The 24,600-nt window shown below is 71.6% G+C and carries 24 protein-coding genes; 1 reads left to right on the forward strand and 23 read right to left on the reverse strand.

Going from position 1 to position 24,600, the window contains the following annotated elements; translation table 11 throughout:
- Positions 1–75: 75 nt before the first annotated feature.
- From metK to pyrR, 13 genes are all read right to left on the reverse strand, one after another.
- Positions 76–1,284, reverse strand: coding sequence for a methionine adenosyltransferase (gene metK, locus IH00_RS0127540; RefSeq protein WP_031078230.1), 1,209 nt, complete (start codon positions 1,282–1,284; stop codon positions 76–78).
- A gap of 252 nt (positions 1,285–1,536) precedes the next feature.
- A complete protein-coding gene (gene coaBC / locus IH00_RS0127545; RefSeq protein WP_031078232.1) occupies positions 1,537–2,748 on the reverse strand; it encodes a bifunctional phosphopantothenoylcysteine decarboxylase/phosphopantothenate--cysteine ligase CoaBC in 1,212 nt (403 codons plus the stop codon).
- A gap of 103 nt (positions 2,749–2,851) precedes the next feature.
- Entirely contained in the window at positions 2,852–3,124 is a 273-nt protein-coding gene (gene rpoZ / locus IH00_RS0127550; RefSeq protein WP_003982715.1) for a DNA-directed RNA polymerase subunit omega, read from the reverse strand.
- A 29-nt stretch (positions 3,125–3,153) separates the two neighbouring features.
- Positions 3,154–3,723, reverse strand: a complete 570-nt coding sequence (gene gmk / locus IH00_RS0127555; protein ID WP_031078234.1) for a guanylate kinase — start codon at positions 3,721–3,723, stop codon at positions 3,154–3,156.
- Positions 3,724–3,772: 49 nt separating this feature from the next.
- Positions 3,773–4,096: an integration host factor gene (locus IH00_RS0127560; protein WP_031078235.1), complete on the reverse strand. Its 324-nt coding sequence runs from the start codon at positions 4,094–4,096 to the stop codon at positions 3,773–3,775.
- Between the two features lie 341 nt (positions 4,097–4,437).
- Entirely contained in the window at positions 4,438–5,280 is an 843-nt protein-coding gene (gene pyrF, locus IH00_RS0127565; protein ID WP_031078236.1) for an orotidine-5'-phosphate decarboxylase, read from the reverse strand.
- Positions 5,277–6,380 (reverse strand): quinone-dependent dihydroorotate dehydrogenase, encoded by a 1,104-nt coding sequence (locus tag IH00_RS0127570; protein ID WP_031078238.1) that lies wholly within the window; start codon positions 6,378–6,380, stop codon positions 5,277–5,279. The genes pyrF and IH00_RS0127570 overlap by 4 nt, the downstream gene beginning before the upstream one ends.
- Before the next feature lie 75 nt (positions 6,381–6,455).
- On the reverse strand, positions 6,456–9,767 hold the full coding sequence (carB, locus tag IH00_RS0127575; protein ID WP_031078240.1) for a carbamoyl-phosphate synthase large subunit: 3,312 nt from the start codon (positions 9,765–9,767) through the stop codon (positions 6,456–6,458).
- Positions 9,760–10,899 (reverse strand): glutamine-hydrolyzing carbamoyl-phosphate synthase small subunit, encoded by a 1,140-nt coding sequence (carA, locus tag IH00_RS0127580; RefSeq protein WP_031078242.1) that lies wholly within the window; start codon positions 10,897–10,899, stop codon positions 9,760–9,762. Before carA ends, carB begins: the two co-directional genes overlap by 8 nt.
- The gene (locus IH00_RS0127585) at positions 10,896–11,462 is read right to left on the reverse strand and encodes a PH-like domain-containing protein (protein WP_031078244.1); all 567 of its coding nucleotides are present in this window, start codon (positions 11,460–11,462) and stop codon (positions 10,896–10,898) included. The genes carA and IH00_RS0127585 overlap by 4 nt, the downstream gene beginning before the upstream one ends.
- Positions 11,459–12,745 carry a dihydroorotase gene (locus IH00_RS0127590; protein ID WP_031078246.1) on the reverse strand — a complete coding sequence of 429 codons (1,287 nt, stop codon included), beginning with the start codon at positions 12,743–12,745 and terminating at the stop codon, positions 11,459–11,461. The genes IH00_RS0127585 and IH00_RS0127590 overlap by 4 nt, the downstream gene beginning before the upstream one ends.
- 5 nt (positions 12,746–12,750) lie before the next feature.
- Entirely contained in the window at positions 12,751–13,728 is a 978-nt protein-coding gene (locus IH00_RS0127595; protein ID WP_031078248.1) for an aspartate carbamoyltransferase catalytic subunit, read from the reverse strand.
- A 121-nt stretch (positions 13,729–13,849) separates the two neighbouring features.
- On the reverse strand, positions 13,850–14,428 hold the full coding sequence (pyrR, locus tag IH00_RS0127600) for a bifunctional pyr operon transcriptional regulator/uracil phosphoribosyltransferase PyrR (RefSeq protein ID WP_031078249.1): 579 nt from the start codon (positions 14,426–14,428) through the stop codon (positions 13,850–13,852).
- Between the two features lie 197 nt (positions 14,429–14,625).
- On the opposite strand from pyrR, the gene bldD reads away from it, so the two are divergent.
- The gene (gene bldD, locus IH00_RS0127605; protein WP_028431622.1) at positions 14,626–15,126 is read left to right on the forward strand and encodes a transcriptional regulator BldD; all 501 of its coding nucleotides are present in this window, start codon (positions 14,626–14,628) and stop codon (positions 15,124–15,126) included.
- Positions 15,127–15,307: 181 nt separating this feature from the next.
- Here bldD and nusB read toward each other — a convergent pair whose 3' ends face one another.
- The 10 genes from nusB to mltG all read right to left on the reverse strand — a co-directional run bounded on the left by nusB (position 15,308) and on the right by mltG (position 24,532).
- Positions 15,308–15,736 carry a transcription antitermination factor NusB gene (gene nusB, locus IH00_RS0127610; protein ID WP_031078253.1) on the reverse strand — a complete coding sequence of 143 codons (429 nt, stop codon included), beginning with the start codon at positions 15,734–15,736 and terminating at the stop codon, positions 15,308–15,310.
- A gap of 2 nt (positions 15,737–15,738) precedes the next feature.
- A complete protein-coding gene (gene efp, locus IH00_RS0127615; RefSeq protein WP_031078254.1) occupies positions 15,739–16,305 on the reverse strand; it encodes an elongation factor P in 567 nt (188 codons plus the stop codon).
- A gap of 75 nt (positions 16,306–16,380) precedes the next feature.
- On the reverse strand, positions 16,381–17,487 hold the full coding sequence (locus IH00_RS0127620; protein ID WP_031078256.1) for an aminopeptidase P family protein: 1,107 nt from the start codon (positions 17,485–17,487) through the stop codon (positions 16,381–16,383).
- A gap of 116 nt (positions 17,488–17,603) precedes the next feature.
- On the reverse strand, positions 17,604–18,446 hold the full coding sequence (locus tag IH00_RS0127625) for a Pro-rich N-terminal domain-containing protein (RefSeq protein WP_031078258.1): 843 nt from the start codon (positions 18,444–18,446) through the stop codon (positions 17,604–17,606).
- Positions 18,447–18,578: 132 nt separating this feature from the next.
- Positions 18,579–19,019 carry a type II 3-dehydroquinate dehydratase gene (gene aroQ, locus IH00_RS0127630; RefSeq protein ID WP_031078260.1) on the reverse strand — a complete coding sequence of 147 codons (441 nt, stop codon included), beginning with the start codon at positions 19,017–19,019 and terminating at the stop codon, positions 18,579–18,581.
- Entirely contained in the window at positions 19,016–20,107 is a 1,092-nt protein-coding gene (aroB, locus tag IH00_RS0127635; RefSeq protein WP_031078262.1) for a 3-dehydroquinate synthase, read from the reverse strand. Before aroB ends, aroQ begins: the two co-directional genes overlap by 4 nt.
- Entirely contained in the window at positions 20,104–20,664 is a 561-nt protein-coding gene (locus IH00_RS0127640; RefSeq protein ID WP_052411679.1) for a shikimate kinase, read from the reverse strand. Before IH00_RS0127640 ends, aroB begins: the two co-directional genes overlap by 4 nt.
- On the reverse strand, positions 20,661–21,845 hold the full coding sequence (gene aroC, locus IH00_RS0127645; RefSeq protein WP_031078267.1) for a chorismate synthase: 1,185 nt from the start codon (positions 21,843–21,845) through the stop codon (positions 20,661–20,663). Before aroC ends, IH00_RS0127640 begins: the two co-directional genes overlap by 4 nt.
- Before the next feature lie 196 nt (positions 21,846–22,041).
- Entirely contained in the window at positions 22,042–22,929 is an 888-nt protein-coding gene (locus IH00_RS0127650) for a shikimate dehydrogenase (RefSeq protein WP_052411680.1), read from the reverse strand.
- Positions 22,907–24,532, reverse strand: coding sequence for an endolytic transglycosylase MltG (gene mltG / locus IH00_RS0127655; protein WP_039947480.1), 1,626 nt, complete (start codon positions 24,530–24,532; stop codon positions 22,907–22,909). Before mltG ends, IH00_RS0127650 begins: the two co-directional genes overlap by 23 nt.
- Positions 24,533–24,600 lie beyond the last annotated feature (68 nt).

Here is a 24,600-nt window from a genome sequence, read left to right on the forward strand (position 1 = left end):
GTGCACCGTCCCGGGAACGCCGAAGTCCGGCACCCGTTGCGGGGTGCCGGACTTCGGCGAGCGGTGCGGGGCGGGCTACAGCCCGGCGGCCTTGCGCAGGGCGTCCACGCGGTCGGTGCGCTCCCAGGTGAAGTCGGGGAGCTCCCGGCCGAAGTGGCCGTACGCCGCGGTCTGGGCGTAGATCGGGCGCAGCAGGTCGAGGTCGCGGATGATCGCGGCCGGGCGGAGGTCGAAGACCTCGGCGATGGCGTTCTCGATCTTCTCGGTCTCCACCTTGGCGGTGCCGAAGGTCTCGACGAACAGACCGACGGGCTCGGCCTTGCCGATGGCGTAGGCGACCTGGACCTCGCAGCGCGAGGCGAGACCCGCGGCCACGACGTTCTTCGCGACCCAGCGCATGGCGTAGGCGGCCGAGCGGTCCACCTTGGACGGGTCCTTGCCCGAGAAGGCGCCGCCGCCGTGGCGGGCCATGCCGCCGTAGGTGTCGATGATGATCTTGCGGCCGGTCAGGCCGGCGTCGCCCATCGGGCCGCCGATCTCGAAACGGCCGGTCGGGTTGACCAGCAGCCGGTAGCCCTCGGTCTCCAGCTTGATCCCGTCGTCGAGGAGCTGCTTGAGCACGTGCTCGACGACGAACTCGCGGATGTCGGGGGCGAGCAGCGACTCCAGGTCGATGTCCGATGCGTGCTGCGAGGAGACGACGACCGTGTCGAGGCGGACGGCCTTGTCTCCGTCGTACTCGATGGTGACCTGCGTCTTGCCGTCGGGGCGCAGGTAGGGGATGGTGCCGTTCTTGCGGACCTCGGTCAGGCGCTTGGACAGCCGGTGGGCGAGGTGGATCGGCAGCGGCATCAGCTCGGGCGTCTCGTCCGACGCGTACCCGAACATCAGGCCCTGGTCGCCGGCGCCCTGCTTGTCGAGCTCGTCCTCGTCGCCCTCGACCCGCTTCTCGTACGCGGTGTCGACACCCTGCGCGATGTCCGGGGACTGCGCGCCGATGGAGACGGAGACACCGCAGGAGGCGCCGTCGAAGCCCTTCTTCGAGGAGTCGTAACCGATCTCCAGGATCTTGTTGCGCACCAGCGTGGGGATGTCGGCGTACGCCTTGGTCGTCACCTCGCCGGCCACGTGCACCAGGCCGGTGGTGATCAACGTCTCCACGGCGACACGGGAGGTGGGGTCCTCCCGCAGCAGCGCATCGAGAATCGTGTCGCTGATCTGGTCAGCGATCTTGTCGGGGTGACCCTCGGTCACGGACTCCGAGGTGAAGAGACGACGGGACACAACGCTCCCTGGGTTTGCAGCGGCTGCTGGCTGATCGTTTGCGGACCGGCAGGGGGCTGCGCCCCGCGTCGTTCCGTGGACAGTTTATCGGGCACTCCCGTCCGTCGGACCAGGTGTCTCGCACCGTGGGAGTCGGATCGGCCACGTCGAGCTCCCTGAGGCGCGTGTTCCGCCTCCCCGTCCATGAACAGAACGCCGGTCTTCATACGGTTTCATCCCGCCGACGGGACGAATGTGACATTCATCGGGGTTTCATGCGAATCGCCCCAGACGGGGGACGACGAGATCCCAGACGGTGTCGGCGAGCGCTTCCTTGGGGCCGTAGGGAACAGGCGTCTCGGTGCCGTCCGCCGCAAGCACCACGGCCTCGTTCTCCGCTGATCCGAAGGTCTTGCGCTCCCCCACCTCGTTCACCACGAGGAAGTCGCACCCCTTGCGGCGCAGCTTCTCCCGACCATTGGCCAAAACATCATCCGTCTCGGCGGCGAATCCGACCACGACTTGATCAGGTCGGGCCCGCTCGGCGGAGATCTCGGCCAGGATGTCCGGGTTGCGGACCAGAGCGACGGGCGCCGGCTCCTGGCCCTCCCGCTTCTTGATCTTCCCTTCGGCGTACGTGGCGGGACGGAAGTCCGCGACGGCCGCGGCCATCACCACGGCGTCCGCGTCCGGAGCCGCCTTGAGCACGGCCTCGCGCAGCTGCACGGCGGTCCCGACGTGGACCACGTCGACGCCGGCCGGGTCGGCCATGCCGGTGTTCGCCTCGATGAGCGTCACCCGGGCGCCCCGCGCCGCCGCGGTCCTGGCCAGGGCGTACCCCTGCTTCCCGGAGGAACGGTTCCCCAGGTACCGGACCGGGTCCAGCGGCTCACGCGTACCGCCCGCGCTGATGACGACGTGGCGGCCCGCGAGGTCGGGGGCGGCGGCGCCGCGCGCCAGCACCCGCCGGCAGACCTCGAAGATCTCGTCGGGCTCGGGCAGCCGGCCCTTGCCCGTGTCGGCGCCGGTGAGGCGGCCCACGGCGGGGTCGACGACCACGGCGCCGCGCCGCCGCAGCGTGGCGACGTTCTCCTGGGTGGCGGGGTGCTCCCACATCTCGGTGTGCATGGCGGGGGCGAATACGACCGGGCACCGCGCGGTGAGCAGGGTGTTGGTGAGCAGGTCGTCGGCGAGCCCGTGCGCCGCCTTGGCCAGCATGTCGGCGGTGGCGGGGGCGACGACGACGAGGTCGGCCTGCTGTCCGATCCGCACGTGCGGGACCTCGTGCACGTCGGACCAGACCTCGGTGGCGACCGGATTGCCGGAGAGGGCGGACCAGGTGGCGGCGCCCACGAAGTGCAGCGCGGAGCCGGTCGGGACCACCCGCACGTCGTGACCCGACTCGGTCAGCCGCCTCAGCAGCTCGCAGGCCTTGTAGGCGGCGATGCCGCCGCTGACGCCCAGGACGACCTTCGGCTTGTGCACTCGTGCCTCCTCAAGGCAATGACACACCGCAATGACACACCACAGGCCCGGCGGACGGTTCCCGCCGGGCCTGCGAACGACGTGCTGAAACGCTGGGTGCTGCTTACTGTGCCGGGCCCTCGACGGCCTCGGAGGTCAGCAGACCCGCGTTGATCTCGCGCAGGGCGATCGAGAGCGGCTTCTCGTGGACGTGGGTGTCCACCAGCGGACCGACGTACTCCAGCAGGCCCTCACCGAGCTGCGAGTAGTACGCGTTGATCTGACGCGCGCGCTTGGCCGCGTAGATCACGAGGCTGTACTTCGAGTCAGTGGCCTCGAGCAGCTCGTCGATCGGCGGGTTGATGATGCCCTCGGGCGCAGTGATGGAAGAGGACACGCTCTACCTTCCGAAAAAGTGGACAAAGATCAAACAACTCGCATCAAGGCTAGCAGCTCACGCGCCACGTCCTCGACCGAGGTGTTGACCAGGGTGGTGTCGAACTCGGATTCGGCCGCGAGCTCGATCCTGGCGGCTGCGAGGCGGCGCTCGATGACCTCCGGCGGCTCGGTGCCCCGACCGGTGAGCCGGCGGACCAGTTCGTCCCAGCTCGGCGGTGCGAGGAAGACCAGCTGGGCCTCGGGCATCGACTCGCGGACGAGCCGGGCGCCCTGGAGGTCGATCTCCAGCAGGACCGGCTCGCCCGACTCCAGCCGCTCCATGACGGCGCGGCGCGGAGTGCCGTAGCGGTTGCCCGCGAACTCGGCCCATTCCAGCAGCTCGCCGTTGGCGATCAGCTTGTCGAACTCGTCGTCGGTGACGAAGTAGTACTGGACGCCGTCCCGCTCGCCGGGTCGCGGCTTACGGGTCGTGGCGGACACCGACAGCCAGACCTCGGGGTGCACCTTGCGCATATGAGCGACGACCGTGCTCTTGCCGACCCCGGAGGGGCCGGAGAGCACGGTCAGCCGCGGACGTACGTCCGATGTTGCAGCCATGGGGCGATTATTCCAGGTTTACCTCGGTGCCCCGGACCGGCCCCGGAACTCAGGCTCCGGTGCCGCCGAACTCGCGCTCCAGGGACGCGATCTGGTTGGAGCCGAGGCCACGCACGCGACGGCTCTCGGAGATGCCCAGCCGCTCCATGATCTGCTTGGCGCGGACCTTGCCCACGCCCGGCAGCGACTCGAGGAGGGCGGACACCTTCATCTTGCCGATGACGTCGTTCTTCTGGCCCTGCTGGATGACGTCGTGGAGGGAGGCACCGGAGTGCTTGAGTCGATTCTTGACCTCGGCCCGCTCCCGGCGAGCCGCGGCGGCCTTTTCGAGCGCGGCTGCGCGCTGTTCAGGGGTAAGGGGCGGAAGAGCCACGCCTACGTCACCTCGGATGTCGAACTGTCGGATACGGACCGGTGAGGAACCTAGTCGGCCCACACCAGGGGAGCAACGAGCAACGCAGTGCACGTTGGCTCTGCGACGGAGACTAGCGGCCATGGCCGCCGGAGTCAGCGAGAACAGACGAAAAGTCCTGGTCAGGATCGAGACAGCGCGACATAACAGGCATATCGCCTCGGTTTTGGGGGCGAATCCGGCGAATGAAGATCATCAAGGGTGTTCCAGCCCCTGTGAGACGCGTCACAAGGAGCGAAAACGGCAGCCCGCGGCCACCGGGAACGTGGCCGCGGGCCGGTGCGCGGGAGCCCCCGCGCCGGTCAGGAGCCGGTCGCCTCGCGCACCTCGTCCGCGTACCGCAGGGCCGCCCCGCGCAGCGCCGCCGCGTCCGGACCGTGGCGCAGCACGCCCCGGCTGACGTTCGGCACGACGTTGCGCACGGCGGCGCCGAAGACGCGCGGCAGGTCCGCCGGGGTGGCGCCCTGCGCGCCGATGCCGGGTGCGAGCAGCGGGCCGTTGATGTCGAGGTCGTACGAGGAGAGGTCCCCGAGCGTGGCGCCGACGACCGCGCCGAAGGAGCCCATCGGCCGGGCTCCGGCGTTGTCCCGGGCGAGGTGGGCGAGCATGGTCGCGCCGACGGTGCGGCCGTCCTCGCGCGTCGCCCGCTGCACCTCGGCGCCCTCCGGGTTGGAGGTGAGCGCGAGGACGAAGAGCCCGGCGCCGCTCTCCCGCGCCAGGTCGACGGCCGGCTTCAGCGAGCCGTACCCCAGGTACGGGGAGACGGTCAGCGCGTCCGAGAAGAGCGGGGAGTCCTTGCGCAGGTAGGTCTCGGCGTAGGCGGCCATGGTGGAGCCGATGTCGCCGCGCTTGGCGTCCATGACGACCAGCGCGCCCGCGTCGCGCAGGTCCGCGACGGCCCGCTCCAGGACGGCGATGCCGCGCGAGCCGAACCGCTCGAAGAAGGCGCTCTGCGGCTTGAAGACGGCGACGGTGCCGGCGAGGGCGTCGACGACCGTGCGCGTGAAGGCCTCCAGGCCCGCCACGTCGTCGTTCAGGCCCCAGTCGGCCAGCAGGGAGCCGTGCGGGTCGATGCCGACGCACAGCGGGCCACGGGCGTCCATGGCGGCGCGCAGCCGGGCGCCGAAGGGGGCGAGCGGGCTCATGCGGTGGCCTTTCGGGTGTCGGCGCCGACGGCCTCGGCGAGGGAGGCGTACGGGGAGGCGTGCAGCCGGGCGGCGAGGCCCTTGTGGATCGCGCGGGCGTAGAACGGGCCTTCGTAGATGAAGGCGCTGTAGCCCTGGACGAGGGTGGCGCCGGCGAGGATGCGCTGCCAGGCGTCCTCGGCGTTCTCGATGCCGCCGACGCCCACGAGGGTGAGGCGGTCGCCCACACGCGCGTAGAGGCGGCGCAGGACCTCCAGGGAGCGCGCCTTCAGCGGTGCCCCGGACAGGCCGCCGGTCTCGCTCGTCAGGTACGCGGGGGACTTCAGGCCCGAGCGGCCGATGGTGGTGTTGGTGGCGATGATGCCGTCCAGGCCGAGCTCGACCGCCAGGTCGGCGACGGCGTCGACGTCCTCGTCGGCCAGATCCGGCGCGATCTTGACGAGGAGGGGCACGCGGCGGCCGGTGACGGTGCGGTCGGCGGCCTCGCGGACGGCGCTCAGCAGGGGGCGCAGGTGCTCCACGGCCTGGAGGTTGCGCAGGCCGGGCGTGTTCGGCGAGGAGACGTTGACGACGAGGTAGTCGGCGTGGCGGGCGAGCCGCTCGGTCGACTTCACGTAGTCGGCCACGGCCTCGGCCTCCGGGACGGCCTTGGTCTTGCCGATGTTGACGCCCACGACCGTCCGGAAGACCGGCACGCGCGCGCGGAGGCGGTCGGCGACGGCCGCCGAGCCGTCGTTGTTGAAGCCCATGCGGTTGATCAGCGCCCGGTCCGGCACCAGGCGGAAGAGGCGCTTCCTGGGGTTTCCGGGCTGCGGCTCGCCGGTGACCGTGCCGATCTCGACGTGGTCGAAGCCCAGCATGGCCATGCCGTCGATGGCGACGGCGTTCTTGTCGAAGCCGGCCGCGAGGCCGAAGGGGCCGTGCATGCGCAGGCCGAGCGCTTCGGTGCGCAGCTCCTTGTGGCGCGGGGCCAGGACGGCGGCGACGAAGGTGCGCAGCACGGGGACGCGGGCGGCGAGGCGGATCCAGCGGAAGGCGAGGTGGTGCGCCTGCTCGGGGTCCATCCGCGTGAAGACGAGGTGGAAGAAGAGCTTGTACATGTGTGTCCTCATGAACGACTTCATGAGAAGGGGGACACCGGTCTGCTGCCGGTGCCCCCCTCCCCCGTGGGCTGGTCAGTCCTCGCGGGCCGCGATCAGGTGCTGGGCGTGTTCCTGGAGGGAACGGACCCCGACCCCGCCGTGGTTGAGGGCGTCGATGCCCTGGACGGCGGCGGCGAGCGCCTGGACCGTCGTCAGGCACGGGACGCCGCGCGCCACGGCCGCCGTACGGATCTCGTAGCCGTCGAGGCGGCCGCCGGTGCCGTACGGGGTGTTGACGATGAGGTCGACCTCGCCGTCGTGGATGAGGCGGACGATGGTCTTCTCCCCGCCGGGGCCCTCGCCCTCGGACAGCTTGCGCACGACGGTGGCGTTGATGCCGTTGCGCTTGAGGACCTCGGCGGTGCCGGAGGTGGCGAGCAGCTCGAAGCCGTGGGCGACCAGCTCGCGCGCCGGGAAGATCATGGAGCGCTTGTCGCGGTTGGCGACCGAGATGAACGCGCGGCCCTTGGTGGGCAGCGGGCCGTACGCGCCGGCCTGCGACTTGGCGTAGGCCGTGCCGAAGACGGCGTCGATGCCCATGACCTCGCCGGTCGAGCGCATCTCCGGGCCGAGGACGGTGTCCACACCGCGGCCGTGCACGTCACGGAAGCGCGACCACGGCATCACGGCCTCCTTGACGGAGATGGGCGCGTCCAGCGGCAGGGTGCCGCCGTCGCCGTGCTTCGGCAGCAGGCCCTCCGCGCGGAGCTCGGCGACGGTGGCGCCCAGCGAGATACGGGCGGCGGCCTTCGCCAGCGGTACGGCGGTGGCCTTCGAGGTGAAGGGGACGGTCCGGGAGGCGCGCGGGTTGGCCTCCAGGACGTACAGGATGTCCCCGGCCATGGCGAACTGGATGTTGATCAGGCCGCGGACGCCGACGCCCTTGGCGATCGCCTCGGTGGAGGCGCGCAGGCGCTTGATGTCGAAGCCGCCGAGGGTGATCGGGGGCAGGGCGCACGCCGAGTCGCCGGAGTGGATGCCGGCCTCCTCGATGTGCTCCATGACGCCGCCGAGGTACAGCTCGGTGCCGTCGTAGAGGGCGTCGACGTCGATCTCGATGGCGTCGTCGAGGAACCGGTCGACCAGGACCGGGCGGTCCGGGGAGATCTCGGTGGACTCGGCGATGTACGTCTCCAGGCGCGCCTCGTCGTAGACGATCTCCATGCCGCGGCCGCCGAGCACGTACGACGGGCGGACGAGGACCGGGTAGCCGATCTCGTCGGCGATGGCCTTGGCCTCGGCGAAGGTGGTGGCGGTGCCGTGCTTGGGCGCCGGCAGGCCGGCCTCCAGCAGGACGCGGCCGAAGGCGCCGCGGTCCTCGGCGGCGTGGATGGCCTCGGGGGAGGTGCCGACGACCGGTACGCCGTTGTCCTTGAGCGCCTGGGCGAGGCCGAGCGGGGTCTGGCCGCCGAGCTGGACGACGACGCCGGCCAGCGGACCCGCCTGCTGCTCGGCGTGGACGATCTCCAGCACGTCCTCGAGCGTCAGCGGCTCGAAGTACAGGCGGTCGGAGGTGTCGTAGTCCGTCGAGACGGTCTCGGGGTTGCAGTTGACCATCACGGTCTCGTAGCCGGCGTCGCTGAGCGCGAAGGAGGCGTGGACGCAGGAGTAGTCGAACTCGATGCCCTGGCCGATGCGGTTCGGGCCGGAGCCCAGGATGATGACGGCGGGCTTCTCGCGCGGCGCGACCTCGCTCTCCTCGTCGTACGAGGAGTAGAAGTACGGCGTCTTCGCGGCGAACTCGGCGGCGCAGGTGTCGACCGTCTTGTAGACCGGGCGGACGCCGAGGGCCTGGCGGACCTCGCGGACGACGTCCTCGCGCAGGCCGCGGATGGCGGCGATCTGGGCGTCGGAGAAGCCGTGGCGCTTGGCCTCGGCGAGCAGGTCGGCGTCCAGGCGGTCGGCGGCGGCCAGTTCGTCGGCGATCTCCTTGATCAGGAAGAGCTGGTCGACGAACCAGGGGTCGATCTTCGTCGTGCCGAAGACCTCCTCGGGGGTCGCGCCGGCGCGGATGGCCTGCATGACGGTGTTGATGCGGCCGTCGGTCGGGCGGACCGCCTCGCGCAGCAGTTCGTCCTTGTCACCGACCGGGCCGGTGAAGGCGAACTGGCTGCCCTTCTTCTCCAGCGAGCGCAGGGCCTTCTGCAGGGCCTCGGTGAAGTTCCGGCCGATGGCCATGGCCTCGCCGACCGACTTCATGGTCGTGGTCAGCGTGGAGTCGGCGGACGGGAACTTCTCGAAGGCGAACCGCGGCGCCTTGACGACGACGTAGTCGAGGGTGGGCTCGAAGGACGCCGGGGTCTTCTCGGTGATGTCGTTGGGGATCTCGTCCAGCGTGTAGCCGACGGCGAGCCGTGCCGCGATCTTGGCGATCGGGAAGCCGGTGGCCTTCGACGCGAGCGCGGAGGAGCGGGAGACGCGGGGGTTCATCTCGATGACGATGACCCGGCCGTCCTCGGGGTTGACCGCGAACTGGATGTTGCAGCCGCCGGTGTCGACGCCGACCTCACGGATGATCGCGATGCCGATGTCCCGGAGGATCTGGTACTCGCGGTCGGTGAGCGTCATCGCCGGGGCGACGGTGATGGAGTCACCGGTGTGCACGCCCATGGGGTCGAAGTTCTCGATGGAGCAGACGACCACGACGTTGTCGTGCTTGTCGCGCATCAGCTCCAGCTCGTACTCCTTCCAGCCGAGGATGGACTCCTCCAGGAGCACCTCGGTGGTGGGAGACAGCGTCAGGCCCTGGCCGGCGATACGGCGCAGCTCCTCCTCGTCGTGGGCGAAGCCGGAGCCGGCGCCGCCCATGGTGAAGGAGGGGCGGACGACGACGGGGTAGCCGCCGAGCGTCTCGACGCCCTTGAGGACGTCGTCCATGGAGTGGCAGATCACCGAGCGGGCGGACTCGCCGTGGCCGATCTTGGCGCGGACGGCCTCGACGACGCCCTTGAACAGGTCGCGGTCCTCGCCCTTGTGGATGGCCTCCACGTTGGCGCCGATGAGCTCGACGCCGTACTTCTCCAGCACACCCTGCTCATGCATGGAGATCGCGGTGTTGAGCGCGGTCTGGCCGCCGAGGGTGGGCAGCAGCGCGTCGGGGCGCTCCTTGGCGATGATCTTCTCGACGAACTCGGGGGTGATCGGCTCGACGTAGGTGGCGTCGGCGATCTCCGGGTCGGTCATGATCGTCGCCGGGTTGGAGTTCACCAGGATGACGCGCAGACCCTCGGACTTGAGGACGCGGCAGGCCTGGGTGCCGGAGTAGTCGAACTCGGCTGCCTGGCCGATGACGATCGGGCCGGAGCCGATGACCAGGACGGACTGGATATCGGTGCGCTTAGGCACGCTCGGCCTCCATCAGGGATACGAAGCGGTCGAAGAGGTACGCGGCGTCGTGCGGGCCGGCGGCCGCTTCGGGGTGGTACTGGACGCTGAAGGCCGGCTGGTCGAGCAGCTGGAGGCCCTCCACCACGTTGTCGTTGAGGCAGACGTGGGAGACCTCGGCGCGGCCGTAGGGGGTGTCGGACACCGTGTCGAGGGGGGCGTCGACGGCGAAGCCGTGGTTGTGCGCGGTGACCTCGACCTTGCCGGTCGTGCGGTCCTGCACGGGCTGGTTGATGCCGCGGTGGCCGTACTTCAGCTTGTAGGTGCCGAAGCCGAGCGCGCGGCCCAGGATCTGGTTGCCGAAGCAGATGCCGAACAGGGGCGTCTTCCGCGCCAGGACGGCCTGCATGACGGAGACGGGGCCGTCGGCGGTGGCGGGGTCGCCGGGGCCGTTGGAGAAGAACACACCGTCGGGGTTGACGGCGTACACCTCCTCGGCGGTGGCGGTGGCGGGCAGCACGTGCACCTCGATGCCCCGCTCGGCCATCCGGTGCGGGGTCATGCCCTTGATGCCGAGGTCGACGGCGGCCACGGTGAACTTCTTCTCACCGATGGCGGGGACGACGTACGGCTCGGTGGTGGCGACCTCGGCGGCGAGGTCGGCGCCCTTCATCTGCGGGGCGGCCTGCACCTTGGCGAGCAGGGCCGCGTCGTCGGCGACGGCGTCGCCGGAGAAGATCCCGACGCGCATGGCGCCGCGCTCGCGCAGGTGGCGGGTGAGGGCGCGGGTGTCGATGCCGCTGATGCCGACGACGCCCTGGGCGGCCAGCTCCTCGTCGAGGGTGCGGCGGGAGCGCCAGTTGGAGGGGACGCGGGCGGGGTCGCGGACGACGTACCCGGCGACCCAGATCCTCCCGGACTCGGGGTCCTCGTCGTTGACGCCGGTGTTGCCGACGTGCGGCGCGGTCATCACGACGACCTGGCGGTGGTACGACGGGTCGGTCAGGGTCTCCTGGTAGCCGGTCATGCCGGTGGAGAAGACGGCCTCGCCGAAGGTCTCCCCCACGGCCCCGTAGGCGCGGCCGCGGAACGTGCGGCCGTCCTCCAGGACGAGTACGGCGGGAACCCTGGTTCCCCTGGTGGAGGTCGTCATCGTGCGGTGCCTTCCGTCGTGCTTGCGTGGTTCATGGAGGTGATGGCCTCGACCCAGGCGGTGTGGTCGGCCGCCGTGTCGGAGCGGAAGCCGGAGTCGATCAGCGTGCCGCCGTGCTCCCAGGTGACGACCAGCAGACCGCCCTCGGCGAGGACCTTGCCCGCGATGCCCTTGTCGAGCCGGGCCCCGCGCAGCTGCCCGGCCGGCACGAAGAAGTCGCGCGCCCCGGGGCGTACGACGTCCAGGCCGGCGTCGGTGAGCGTCAGCTCGGCGCGACTGCGGGTACCCAGTCCGTGGGCGACGATCCGGTCGAGCCACTGTCCGGCGGTGGTGGAGCCGTGGTAGCGGCCGCTCATGGTCAGCCGGGAGGCGCCGGGCGCCTCGGGCGCGGTGGGGAGGTCCGGGAGGCCGGACTGGAGGCTGCCGCGCCACTTCCAGCCCTGGCGCATCAGCCAGTAGACCAGGGCGATGAAGAGCAGCAGTCCGGCGACCCAGCCGAGCCGGGCGGCCCAGTCGGTCACCTCGGCGGATTTCTGCTCCGCGGCCAGTTCGAAGAGTGTCACGCCAGCTTCCCGTCCATCAGCGTCGCCCGGCCCCGCAGGAAGGTGTGGGTGACGCGCCCCGGCAGCTCACGGCCCTCGTAGGGGGTGTTGCGGCTGCGGGAGGCGAAGCCCGCGGGGTCCACGGCTCCACGGTATGCCGGATCGACCAGGGTGAGGTTGGCGGGCTCACCAGCCGAGACGGGGCGGCCGTGGCCGGTGGCCCGGCCGATCCGCGCGGGCGCGAAGGACATGCGGTCGGCGACGCCGGCCCAGTCCAGCAGCCCGGTCTCGACCATGGTGTGCTGGACGACGGAGAGCGCGGTCTCCAGGCCGACCATGCCCATGGCGGCCGCGGCCCACTCGCAGTCCTTGTCCTCGTGCGGGTGCGGGGCGTGGTCGGTGGCGACGATGTCGATCGTGCCGTCGGCCAGGGCCTCGCGCAGCGCCATGACGTCACGCTCGGTGCGCAGCGGCGGGTTGACCTTGTAGACCGGGTTGTACGTGCGGACCATCTCGTCGGTCAGCAGGAGGTGGTGCGGGGTGACCTCGGCGGTGACGTCGATGCCGCGGGACTTGGCCCAGCGGACGATCTCGACGGACCCGGCGGTCGACAGGTGGCAGATGTGGACGCGGGAGCCGACGTGCTCGGCGAGGAGCACGTCGCGGGCGATGACCGACTCCTCGGCGACGGCCGGCCAGCCGCCGAGGCCCAGTTCGGCGGAGACGACGCCCTCGTTCATCTGGGCGCCCTCGGTGAGGCGGGGCTCCTGGGCGTGCTGGGCGACGACGCCGCCGAAGGCCTTCACGTACTCGAGGGCGCGGCGCATGATCACGGCGTCGTCCACGCACTTGCCGTCGTCGGAGAAGACGGTGACGCCGGCGGCGGACTCGTGCATGGCGCCGAGTTCGGCGAGCTTCTTGCCCTCCAGGCCGACGGTGACGGCGCCGATGGGCTGCACGTCGCAGTAGCCGTGCTCGCGGCCGAGCCGGTAGACCTGCTCCACCACGCCGGCGGTGTCGGCGACCGGGAAGGTGTTGGCCATGGCGAAGACGGACGTGTAGCCGCCGCTCGCGGCGGCGCGGGTGCCGGTGAGCACCGTCTCGGAGTCCTCGCGGCCCGGCTCGCGCAGGTGGGTGTGGAGGTCGACCAGGCCGGGCAGCAGGACGCGCTCCCCTGCCTCGACGACGGTCGCGCCCTCGGCGCTCAGACCGGTGCCGACGGCGGCGATGGTCTCGCCGTCGATCAGGACGTCCTGGGCCTCGCCGCCGAGTACCTTCGCACCACGGATCAGGATCTTGCTCATCTGTCTTACTTCTCCTCGGTACGGGGGTTGGCGACGGCGGATTCGTTCCCGCCCAGCAGCAGGTAGAGGACGGCCATGCGGATGGAGACGCCGTTGGCGACCTGCTCGACGACCGTGCAGCGGCCGGAGTCGGCGACCTCGGCGGTGATCTCCATGCCGCGCACCATGGGGCCGGGGTGCATCACGACGGCGTGCTCGGGCATCCTCGCCATCCGCTCACCGTTCAGGCCGTAGCGGCGCGAGTACTCGCGCTCGGTGGGGAAGAACGCGGCGTTCATCCGCTCGCGCTGGACGCGCAGCATCATCACGGCGTCGGACTTCGGCAGGGTGCTGTCGAGGTCGTACGACACGTCGCAGGGCCAGCTCTCGACGCCGACGGGGACGAGGGTGGGCGGGGCGACGAGGGTGACCTGGGCGCCGAGGGTGTGCAGCAGGTCGACGTTGGAGCGGGCGACCCGGCTGTGCAGGACGTCGCCGACGATCGTGATGCGCTTGCCGGACAGGTCCTGGCCCAGGCCGGCGTCGCGGCCGATCAGGCGGCGGCGCATGGTGAAGGCGTCGAGCAGGGCCTGGGTGGGGTGCTGGTGGGTGCCGTCGCCGGCGTTGATGACGGCGGCGTCGATCCAGCCGGAGGTGGCGAGCCGGTAGGGGGCGCCGGAGGCGCCGTGCCGGATGACGACGGCGTCGACGCCCATCGCCTCCAGGGTCTGCGCGGTGTCCTTCAGGGACTCGCCCTTGGAGACGGAGGAGCCCTTGGCGCTGAAGTTGATGACGTCGGCGGAGAGGCGCTTCTCCGCGGCCTCGAAGGAGATGCGGGTGCGGGTGGAGTCCTCGAAGAAGAGGTTGACCACGGTCCGGCCGCGCAGGGTCGGCAGCTTCTTGATCGGCCGGTCGGCGACCCTGGCCATCTCCTCGGCGGTGTCGAGGATGAGGACGGCGTCGTCGCGGGTGAGGTCGGCGGCCGAGATGAGGTGGCGCATCATCGGGGTTTTTTCTCCGGTTTTGTGGAGTTGGAGGCCCGAGGGGTGTCCCGTCGAGGGGCCCGGGAGGCATGCGGGCGCGCAGCACGGCGCGCCGTACGCGGTGGGTCGTACGGAGCGCGGGCTACTGCTCGCCGGCCGGGGCGGTCTCCCGCACGCCGAGCAGCACGGTGTCGCGACCGTCCTCCTCGGCGAGCTGGACCTTGACCGTCTCGCGCAGCGACGTGGGGAGGTTCTTGCCGACGTAGTCGGCGCGGATGGGGAGCTCGCGGTGGCCGCGGTCGACGAGGACCGCGAGCTGGACGGCGCGGGGGCGGCCGAGGTCGCCGAGCGCGTCGAGGGCGGCGCGGATGGTGCGGCCGGAGAAGAGCACGTCGTCGACGAGGACGACGAGGCGGCCGTCGATGCCGTCACCGGGGATGTCGGTGCGGGCGAGCGCACGGGCGGGGCGCATGCGCAGGTCGTCGCGGTACATCGTGATGTCGAGCGAGCCGACCGGCGTCGTGCGGCCGGTGATCTGCTCGAGCTTGTCGGCCAGCCGGCGGGCGAGGAAGACGCCCCGCGTGGGGATGCCGAGGAGGACCACGTCGTCGGCGCCCTTGGCGCGTTCGACGATCTCGTGGGCGATGCGGGTCAGGACCCGCGCGATGTCGGGGCCCTCGAGGACGGGGCGCGCGGCATCGGACTGCTGAATGGCGTCCATACGAAACGGACCTCCTTCTCCGCCTCACGGGACGGACCTTAAAGGACGTCGGAATTGCGCCATCCACGGTACCAGGGCGGAAGGAGTGCTCCCGCCCCACCCCCGGAAGAGAGTCGGTACGGACCATTCGGCTTGACGCAGCCAGGTAACGCTGCGTAACCTCACAGTGAGTTACCACTCTTCGTCCCGGGAGCTATATGTCCAGCGAATACGCAAAACAGCTCGGGGCCAAGCTCCGCGCCATCCGCACCCAGCAGGGCCTCTCCCTCCACGGGGTGGAGGAGAAGTCGCAGGGCCGCTGGAAGGCCGTGGTGGTCGGTTCGTACGAGCGCGGCGACCGCGCCGTGACCGTACAGCGCCTCGCCGAGCTGGCCGACTTCTATGGCGTCCCGGTGCAGGAGCTCCTGCCGGGCACCACGCCGGGCGGGGCCGCCGAGCCGCCGCCGAAGCTCGTCCTGGACCTGGAGCGCCTGGCGCACGTCCCGGCCGAGAAGGCCGGCCCGCTGCAGCGCTACGCCGCGACGATCCAGTCGCAGCGCGGCGACTACAACGGCAAGGTGCTGTCGATCCGCCAGGACGACCTGCGCACCCTCGCCGTCATCTACGACCAGTCGCCGTCGGTCCTCACCGAGCAGCTGATCAGTTGGGGCGTTCTGGACGCGGACGCGCGTCGGGCGGTCGCCCACGAGGACGCCTGAGCCACCACCGGTTCAGCAGAAACGTTGCCGCCGGGTGCGGCGGGAGCCCCTGGGCATCCCGCCGCACCCGGCGGCTTTCTGCGTGCCGCGACGGGCCGGCCGGCCCCCGGGTACGCCGAAGGGCCCGTCGCGCGCGATACGCGCCACGGGCCCTTCGTGCGGGTCGTTCCGGCTCGGGAGGTCAGTCCCGGCGCAGGCTCGGCTTCAGGTCCTTGAAGCGGCCGAGGAGGCCGTTGACGAACGACGGGGAGTCGTCCGTGGAGAACTCCTTGGCGAGCTGCACCGCCTCGTCGATGGCGACGGCGTCCGGCGTGCCGTCCTCCCAGATCAGCTCGTACGCGCCGAGGCGCACGATGTTCCGGTCGGCGACCGGCATCCGGTCGAGCGTCCAGCCCACCGTGTAGGTGGAGATCAGCTCGTCGATCCGGTCGACGTGGTCGGCGTAGCCCTCGACCAGCTGCATCGTGTACTCGCTGACCGGCGGCTGCCGGTCGTCGGAGCGTGCGTGCCGGATCCAGTCCGCCAGGACGTTCCGTACACCGGTGCCGCGCTGGTCGGCCTCGAAGAGGATCTGGAACGCACGCTTGCGCGCGTTGCTCCGGGCAGCCACGGTTAGCTGTTCACCCGGCCGAGGTAGTCGCCGGAACGGGTGTCGACCTTGATCTTCTCACCGGTGGTGATGAAGAGCGGGACCTGGATGGTGTAGCCCGTCTCCAGGGTGGCCGGCTTGGTGCCGCCGGTGGAGCGGTCGCCCTGGACGCCCGGCTCGGTCTCCTGGATGGTGAGCTCGACGGCGGCGGGGAGCTCGACGTAGAGCACCTCGCCCTCGTGCGTGGCGACGGTGGCGGTGAAGCCCTCGATCAGGTAGTTGGCGGCGTCGCCGACGGCCTTGCGGTCGACGTGCAGCTGGTCGTAGGTCTGCATGTCCATGAAGACGAAGTACTCGCCGTCCATGTACGAGAACTGCATGTCGCGGCGGTCGACGGTGGCCGTCTCGACCTTCACACCGGCGTTGAAGGTCTTGTCGACGATCTTGCCGGAGAGCACGTTCTTGAGCTTGGTGCGCACGAAGGCCGGGCCCTTGCCGGGCTTGACGTGCTGGAACTCGACGACGGACCACAGCTGGTCGTTGTCGAGCTTGAGCACCATGCCGTTCTTGAGGTCGTTCGTGGTGGCCACGGTTGCGGAATCTCCTGGACTGACGCTGGTGGACGACCGAGGCGTGGTGCCCTGCGCGCTGACAGGGAGCGAGCCCTAGAGCGCGAGCAGCTCCTTGGTCGTGATGGTGAGTAGCTCGGGTCCGCCGTCCGCCTCCTGGCGTACGACGAGCGTGTCATCGATCCGGACCCCGCCCCGGCCCGGGAGGTGGACCCCCGGTTCGACGGTGACCGGCACACAAGCGTCCAGTTTACCCATGGCGGAGGGGGCGAGCTGCGGGTCCTCCTCGATTTCGAGCCCCACGCCGTGTCCGAGGAACGGTGCGACCGCGTCGGAGTACCCGGCCGCGTCCAGGATCTGGCGGGCGGCGCGGTCCACGTCGCGGTACGCCGCACCGGGTGCGAGGGCTTGCCGGGCGGCGCGCTGAGCGGCGAAGACGAGGTCGTAGAGCTCGATCTGCCAGTCGGCCGGCGCGGTGCCGATGACGAAGGTGCGGCCGATCTCGCAGCGGTAGCCGCGGTAGTTGGCGCCGAGGCAGACGGACAGGAAATCACCTTCCTCGACGCGGCGGTCGGAGGGCCGGTGGCCGCCGCGGCCCGCGTTGGGCCCGGTGGCGACGGAGGTGGGGAACGCGGGGCCGTCGGCGCCGTGGTCCACCAGGCGCCGCTCCAGTTCCAGCGCGAGGTGCCGTTCGGTACGGCCCACCAGGATGGACTCGAGGAGCTCGCCGAGCGCCTGGTCGGTGATCTCGGCCGCGATGCGCAGGCAGGTGATCTCGTCCTCGTCCTTGACGATCCGCTCCTGCTCGATGGCGTGGCCGAGGTCGCTCAGGCGCGTCCGGGGCGCGACCGAGCTCATGGCGCGGTGGCGGGTCACGGTCAGGTGGTGCTCCTCGACGGCGAGCGCGTCGGCCCCCGCCTTGGCGGCGAAGTCGACGGCCGCCACCGCCGGGTCGCCACCGGACGGCGGCAGGACCACCTGGCGCAACTGCTCGTCGAGACGGCCCTCGGCCGGGTCGCCGGTGGGCGGGCGGGGGCAGACGAGGACGTCGTCCCCGGCGCCGACCAGGAGCACCGCGCCGGGGGGCGAGCCGCCCGCGAGGTAGCGGACGTTCGCGGGGCGGGAAACCAGGGCCGCCGCTGTCCCGGACGCCGCGCACCGGTCGCGCAGCCGCGCACGGCGGACCGCATACACCTCTGACATGTCACGAGCCTACGAGTGCCCGCGCTCCTCGGCAGGTCGGGCAGGTCCGGACGGGGCGCGCCGGCGCTCGGGACGGACCGGGAGCGGCGCCCGGCCGGGCGCCGCCCGCGCGGAGCTCAGTACGCGGGCGGGCTGGAGATGGCCCGGGCCAGCACGTCGTCGAGGACGCGGGCGGTGGTTTCGACGTCGTACGTCGAGTTGTCGATGATCGGCAGACCCGACCCGTACCAGCCCGCCATGCGGCCGTGGATGCCGGCGACCTCCTCGTCGGAGAGGCGGCGGTTGCCGCTGCGCTCGGCGTTGCGTTCCAGGACGATCTCCAGGCCGGGCAGGAGCACCACCGGGAGCAGGCCGGGGCCGACGTGCCGCTTCCAGCCGCCGAGGCCGACGACGGGCCGGTCGGGGAAGACGGCGTCGTCGAGGATGCAGGAGATCCCGTTGGCCAGGAAGTTCCGCGCGGCGAAGCCGCAGGTGCGGCGGGCCAGCCGGTACTGGGCCTCGGACTGGTCGTTCCAGCCGTCCTGGGGGTCGGCGAAGCCGGCGCACACCCATTCGCGGACGTCGTCGAGGCTGATGTGCGCGGTGGGGACCTGGCGGTTCCTGGCCCAGTACCGGGCGACGGTCGTCTTGCCGGCGCCGGCCGGGCCGATGAGCAGCACCGCGAGGGTGGCGCTCCCGGTGCCGTGCCCGGGATGCGGGGGCGTCGGGGCGGCCACCGGTCCGCCGGGCGGCAGGTGGATGTGGCCGGTGGCGTCCCGCGGCGGCGCCGGCTGGGCGGGCGCGGCCTGCGGGGCGGTGGCGGTCCAGCCCGGGGCGGGCGGGGTGTGCGGGACGGGCGGCGGTGGCCCGTGCGGGGTGGGGGGCTGGGGAAGCGGGGGGTGTGCGTGGTTCATCCATGCGGCGGCCGCGTGCCTCGGCTGGTGGGGGGGCGGAAGCGGAGCCCCCACTGCGTGCTGCATCCGGTGCCACTCCGTCTCGTCCGATCGGCGCTGGTGGGGCGGCCGTTGGGGTCGCCCGTCACCGAACCGTACCCTCCCCGGCCGCCGCAGTGGGAATGGCCGGGGCGGGCGGGCGGTGCCCGGTGGCCGGGGTCAGTCCGTGAGTTCGTCGGCGAGGGCGCGCAGGGCGAGCCGGTAGGAGCCGATGCCGAAGCCGGCGACCGTACCGCTGGCGACCGCCGCGACGACGGAGGTGTGCCGGAACTCCTCGCGTGTGTACGGGTTGGAGATGTGCACCTCGATGAGGGGCGCGGTGCGCTGCGCGGCCGCGTCCCTCATCCCGTACGAGTAGTGCGTGAAGGCACCGGGGTTGAGGACGACCGGGACCGAGCCGTCGGCCGCCTCGTGGAGCCAGCGGATCATCTCGCCCTCGTCGTTCGTCTCGCGCACGTCGACGTCGAAGCCGAGCTCCTTGCCCAGGGACCGGCAGGCGTCGACCAGCCCGGCGTAGGAGGTGGAGCCGTACACGTCGGGCTCGCGCGAGCCGAGGCGGCCGAGGTTGGGGCCGTTGAGCACCAGCACCCTGCGGGTCACTCGGAGACCTCCCCGTAGGCGGCGACGAGGACGGCCGGGTCGGGGCCTTCGAGCACGGTCGGCTTGGCGAGGCCGTCGAGGACGATGAAGCGCAGCAGGTCGCCGCGGGACTTCTTGTCGACCTTCATGGTCTCCAGCAGCTTGGGCCACTGGTCGCCGCGGTAGGTCAGCGGCAGGCCCACCGCCTCCAGGACGGTGCGGTGGCGGTCGGCGGTGGCGTCGTCCAGCCGGCCCGCCAGGCGGCCGAGTTCGGCGGCGAAGACCATGCCGACGGAGACGGCGGCGCCGTGGCGCCACTTGTAGCGCTCGTTCTTCTCGATGGCGTGGGCGAGGGTGTGGCCGTAGTTGAGGATCTCCCGCAGCCCGGACTCCTTGAGGTCGGACGACACGACGTCGGCCTTGACCCGGATGGAGCGCTCGATGAGCTCCGCGGTGTGCGGGCCCCCGGGGGTGCGGGCGGCGGCCGGGTCGGCCTCGATGAGGTCGAGGATCACCGGGTCGGCGATGAAACCGGCCTTGATGACCTCGGCCAGGCCGCTGACGTAGTCGTGGACCGACAGCGAGTCGAGGGCGGCGAGGTCGCACAGGACGCCCGCGGGCGGGTGGAAGGCACCGACGAGGTTCTTGCCCTCGGCGGTGTTGATGCCGGTCTTGCCGCCGACGGCCGCGTCGACCATGGCCAGCACGGTCGTCGGTACGGCGATCCAGCGCACCCCGCGCAGCCAGGTGGCGGCGACGAACCCGGCCAGGTCTGTGGTGGCGCCGCCGCCGACGCCGACGATGACGTCGGTGCGGGTGAAGCCGGTCTGGCCGAGCGCCTTCCAGCAGTACGCCGCGACCTCGGCGGTCTTGGCCTCCTCGGCGTTCGGCACCTGGATGGCGATCGCGTCGTACCCCTGCTCCGCGAGGTCGGCGCGCAGCGCCTCGCCCGTCTCGGCGAGGGCCTCGGGGTGGATGACGGCGACGCGCTTGGCCCGGGGGCCGACGAGGGCGGGGAGTTCGCCGAGCAACTGCCGGCCGACGAGCACCTCGTACGGGTCGGTGCCGGCCGTGCCGCCGACCTGGATACGGGTCACTGCCTGGGTCACTTCTTCTCCTGCCGGGGGTCCGGGGCTTCTCCCCCGGGAGTTGCCGTCTTCGGTCCGAGTGCGTCCAGGACCGCCTGGGCGACCTCGTCGGGGGTCTTGTCGTCGGTGGCCACCACCGCGCGGGCCACCTCGGTGTACAGGTGCCGGCGGGCCTCCATCAGCTCGCGCCACTGGCGGCGCGGGTTGACGGCGAGCAGCGGGCGGGCCGTGTTGAGGCCGACGCGCCGCACCGCCTCCTCGACGTCCATCGACAGGTAGGCGACCGGGAGCCCGGAGAGCAGCGCGCGGGTGCCGGAGTCGAGGACGGCGCCGCCGCCGAGGGCGAGGACCCCCGTGTGCTCGGCGACGGCCGTGCGCACGGCTTCGCGCTCCAGCTCGCGGAAGTGCTCCTCGCCGTCGTCGACGAAGATGTCGGCGATCTCGCGGCCCTGGGCGGCGACGATGTCGGCGTCGGTGTCCCGGTAGGGCACGCCGAGCCGTTCGGCGAGCAGCGCGCCCACGGTGGACTTGCCGGAGCCCATCGGTCCGACCAGGACGATCAGCGGGCCGGTGCTCACCGGATGCGGAGGTTGTCGAGGTACGAGCGGACGTTGCGGCGGGTCTCGGCGACGCTGTCGCCGCCGAACTTCTCCGCGACCGCGTCGGCCAGGACCAGCGCCACCATGGCCTCGGCCACGATGCCGGCGGCCGGGACGGCGCACACGTCGGAGCGCTGGTGGTGCGCGGCGGCGGGCTCGCCGGTGACGACGTCGACGGTCTTCAGCGCCCGGGGCACGGTGGCGATGGGCTTCATCGCGGCGCGGACGCGCAGCAGCTCACCGGTGGTCAGGCCGCCCTCGGTGCCGCCGGAGCGGCCGGAGGTGCGCTTGATGCCCTCGGGGGTGGAGACGATCTCGTCATGGGCCTGGGAGCCGGGCACACGGGCCAGCTCGAAGCCGTCGCCGACCTCGACGCCCTTGATGGCCTGGATGCCCATCAGGGCGGCGGCCAGCCGGGCGTCCAGGCGCCGGTCCCAGTGGACGTGCGAGCCGAGGCCGACGGGCACGCCGTAGGCGAGGACCTCGACCACGCCACCGAGGGTGTCGCCGTCCTTGTGGGCCTGGTCGATCTCGGCGACCATCGCCTTCGACGCGTCCGCGTCCAGGCAGCGCACCGGGTCGGCGTCCAGCTTCTCGACGTCGGCCGGGGTCGGGTAGACCCCGTACGGCGCCTTGGCAGCCGCCAGCTCGACGACGTGGCTGACGATCTCGATGCCGGCCGTCTCCTTCAGGTACGAGCGGGCCACGGCGCCCAGCGCGACGCGCGCGGCGGTCTCACGGGCGCTGGCACGCTCCAGCACGGGGCGGGCCTCGTCGAAGCCGTACTTCTGCATGCCGGCCAGGTCGGCGTGGCCGGGGCGCGGCCGGGTGAGCGGGGCGTTGCGGGCGGAGTCGGCGAGCTCGGCCGGGTCGACCGGGTCGGCCGACATGACCTTCTCCCACTTGGGCCACTCGGTGTTGCCCACCATGACCGCGACCGGCGAGCCCATGGTGAGACCGTGCCGGACGCCGCCGAGGAAGGTGACCTCGTCCTGCTCGAACTTCATGCGCGCACCGCGTCCATAGCCGAGCCGGCGCCGGGCCAGGTGGTCCGCCACCATCTCCGTGGTGACCGGGACGCCGGCGGGAAGGCCCTCCAGCGTCGCCACCAGTGCGGGGCCGTGCGACTCCCCCGCGGTCAGCCAGCGCAACCTGCTCAACGGTGCTCCTCATGCTCGCGCCTCGACTGGGACGGCCGGCCGGGTGCGCGGCCCTGGCCCGCCTCACCTCGATCCTCCCACGTCCCCGGCCCTCACCGGTCGGCGGTCCAGCAGTCGGACGCGTCCGTGGACGAGGCGCGGCCCTGGTGGGGGGCGGTGCGCGCGGTCCGGCCGGAGCCCGGGACCGTCTCCCGGTTCAGCCCTGGTGGCCGGCGCGGGCGGGCGGTCCGGGAGGCTCCTCCTGGTGACCGGCGAGGGCGTGCTCCCCGGCGGCCCTCATGGCGGACAGCGGGACCGGCGAGCGGCCGGTCATCTGCTCGACCTGGAGGACGGCCTGGTGGACGAGGAGGTCGAGGCCGCCGACGACGGCGCCGCCGCGCGCCGACCAGGCGGCCGCCAGCGCGGTGGGCCACGGGTCGTACAGCACGTCGAAGAGGGTGCCGGGCCGCTCGGGGACCGCGGCGGCGAGGGCGTCGGTGGTTCCGGCGGGGGTGGTCGCGATGACGAGCGGGGCCCGGAAGGCGTCCGCGGCCCGCTCCCAGCCCGCGGTGCGGACGGGAACGCCGAGCCGCGCGCCCCAGCCGCGCATCTCGGCGGCGCGGGCCTCGCTGCGGACGTAAGCGGTCACCGGCCCGGTGCAGATGCGGGACAGTGCGGCGAGCGCCGAGGAGGCGGTCGCGCCGGCGCCGAGGACGGCGGCGGACGCGACCTCCTCCACGCCCCGCTCGCGCAGTGCGGCGACCATGCCGGGGATGTCGGTGTTGCCGCCGATGCGGCGGCCGTCCTCGGTGAGGACCACCGTGTTGACCGCCTCGACGGAGGCGGCCGTGTCGGTGATCTCGTCGAGGAGGGGTATGACGGCCCGCTTGAGCGGCATGGTCAGTGACAGCCCCGCCCAGGAACCGTCCAGCTTCTCGAAGAACCCGGGCAGCCCCGACTCGTCCACCTGGAAGCGGTCGTACGACCAGTGCGTGAGGCCGAGCTCCCGGTAGGCGGCCCGGTGCAGGACCGGGGAGAGGGAATGGGCGATGGGCGATCCGAGGACGGCGGCCCGGCGGGCGTCAGTCCCTGCCCTTGCTGTCATTGAATTTGTCCTTCAGCTTCAGGAACTCGGCGTGTGTCTTCGCGAATTCCGTCTTGTTCATGCCGTCGGTCGCGACGAAGTACATCCAGCCGTCCTTCGTCGGGTTCATGGCGGCTTCCAGGGCCACGAGGCCGGGGTTGGAGATCGGCCCGGGGGTGAGACCCCGCTGGGTGTAGGTGTTGTACGGGTCCTGATTGCTGTTGATCTCGGACTCGCTGATGTCGATGTTGCTCTCGCCCTGGAGGTAGTTGAAGGCCGAGTCGAACTGCAGGAGCTGGTTGGTCTCGCTGTTCGTGGGCTTGAGCCGGTTGTACACGACTTCGCTCATCCTGCGGAAGTCGTCGTCCGTCTTCCCCTCGGCCTGGACGAGGCTCGCGACGGTCAGCAGTTCCCAGGGGTTCTTCAGGCCGAGCCCCTTGTACTTGCCCTCCAGGTCCACCTTGCCGTACTCGGCGTTGGCGCGCGCCACCATCTTCTTGAGGACGTCCTCCGGCTTGGTGCCCTTGGCCACCGGGTAGCTCGCCGGGAAGAGGAAGCCCTCGAGCGGGTCCTTGACCTCGGGGTGGCCGGTGGCCCACTCCGGCAGGCCCAGGTTCGCGGCCTTCTTCGCGGCCACCGTCGCGGTCGTGCCGGACTTGACCCCGAGGCGCTTGTCGATCTCGGCGTAGACCCAGGAGTTGCGCTTGCCCTCGGGGATGACCAGGGAGTTGCGGCTGGACGGCTGCAGCATCAGGTCCACGGCGCTCGCCGCGGACATCTCCTTCTTGAGGGTGTAGACGCCGGCCTGGATCAGCTTGCCCCGGGGGTTCTTGTCCTGCGCGGAGACGAACGCGCCCTGGCTCTTCACCACGCCGTTCTTCACGAGGATCGCGGCGATCTCGTAGCCGCCGGCGCCCTGCGGGATCTCGACCTGCACGGTTTCGGCGGTGCCCGTGCCCTCGAAGTCGGGCGCCTCGCCGAACCGGCTCTGCCAGAACTGGTAGCCGAAGTAGGCCACGCCGCCCGCGCCGCCGACCAGGACGAGCGCGACCACCAGGCAGGCCACGCCGTTGCGGCTCTTGCGCTTCTTGGTCTTCTTGGACTTCTTCGACTGGTCGCGACGCTCGCGGCGGGTGCCCGCGGGCTCGTCGCTCCCGGGCCCGCGGTCCTCGTCGCGGTCGTCGTCACCGTCCGAGAAGAACGGGTGGTTCTCCTCCTCCGGCTCCTGGTACTGCTGCGGCTCGTCGTGCGCCGGCCGCTGCTCGGGCGCCCGCCGCCGGCCGGGGGGCTGCGGCGGCGGGTACGCCTCGGGGGTGCCGTAGAGGTCCGGGCGCTGGCCGCCGTAGGGGTCGGCCGGGCCGGGGGGCGTTCCGTAGGGCATCGCCGTCTGCTGGCCGCTGTCCCAGCCGCCGTCGTACTGCTGGCCGTTCTGGCCGGCGTACTCCTGGTACTGGTACTGCTGCTGCTCGCCGTACGGGGCCTGGTGCTGCTGCTGGTGCTGTGCCTGCGGCTGCTGGTAGTACTGCTGGGCGTCGGCCTGCTGACCTCTCCATCCCTGGTCCCCGTACAACGGGTCCTCGGGATGCCACGGTTCGGAGCCGGAGCCCCGTCCATATCCAGTCATCGATCCCCAAACGGCCGCGAGGCTTCCGGACGATCCGCCTCTACGTTGTGCGGTGGTTGTTCGAACGC

The sequence above is a fragment of the Streptomyces sp. NRRL S-118 genome (genome assembly GCF_000716335.1).
Lineage (GTDB): Bacteria > Actinomycetota > Actinomycetes > Streptomycetales > Streptomycetaceae > Streptomyces.

Excerpts from the sequence above, each read along its gene's own strand:
- gmk (WP_031078234.1), bottom strand. The coding sequence starts at position 3,723 with ATGGCTGCAACATCGGACGTACGTCCGCGGCTGACCGTGCTCTCCGGC.
- pyrF (WP_031078236.1), bottom strand. The coding sequence starts at position 5,280 with ATGAGCCCGCTCGCCCCCTTCGGCGCCCGGCTGCGCGCCGCCATGGAC.
- IH00_RS0127570 (WP_031078238.1), bottom strand. The coding sequence starts at position 6,380 with ATGTACAAGCTCTTCTTCCACCTCGTCTTCACGCGGATGGACCCCGAG.
- carA (WP_031078242.1), bottom strand. The coding sequence starts at position 10,899 with ATGACGACCTCCACCAGGGGAACCAGGGTTCCCGCCGTACTCGTCCTG.
- IH00_RS0127590 (WP_031078246.1), bottom strand. The coding sequence starts at position 12,745 with ATGAGCAAGATCCTGATCCGTGGTGCGAAGGTACTCGGCGGCGAGGCC.
- IH00_RS0127595 (WP_031078248.1), bottom strand. The coding sequence starts at position 13,728 with ATGATGCGCCACCTCATCTCGGCCGCCGACCTCACCCGCGACGACGCC.
- pyrR (WP_031078249.1), bottom strand. The coding sequence starts at position 14,428 with ATGGACGCCATTCAGCAGTCCGATGCCGCGCGCCCCGTCCTCGAGGGC.
- bldD (WP_028431622.1), top strand. The coding sequence starts at position 14,626 with ATGTCCAGCGAATACGCAAAACAGCTCGGGGCCAAGCTCCGCGCCATC.
- IH00_RS0127620 (WP_031078256.1), bottom strand. The coding sequence starts at position 17,487 with ATGTCAGAGGTGTATGCGGTCCGCCGTGCGCGGCTGCGCGACCGGTGC.
- IH00_RS0127625 (WP_031078258.1), bottom strand. The coding sequence starts at position 18,446 with ATGCAGCACGCAGTGGGGGCTCCGCTTCCGCCCCCCCACCAGCCGAGG.
- IH00_RS0127650 (WP_052411680.1), bottom strand. The coding sequence starts at position 22,929 with ATGACAGCAAGGGCAGGGACTGACGCCCGCCGGGCCGCCGTCCTCGGA.
- mltG (WP_039947480.1), bottom strand. The coding sequence starts at position 24,532 with ATGACTGGATATGGACGGGGCTCCGGCTCCGAACCGTGGCATCCCGAG.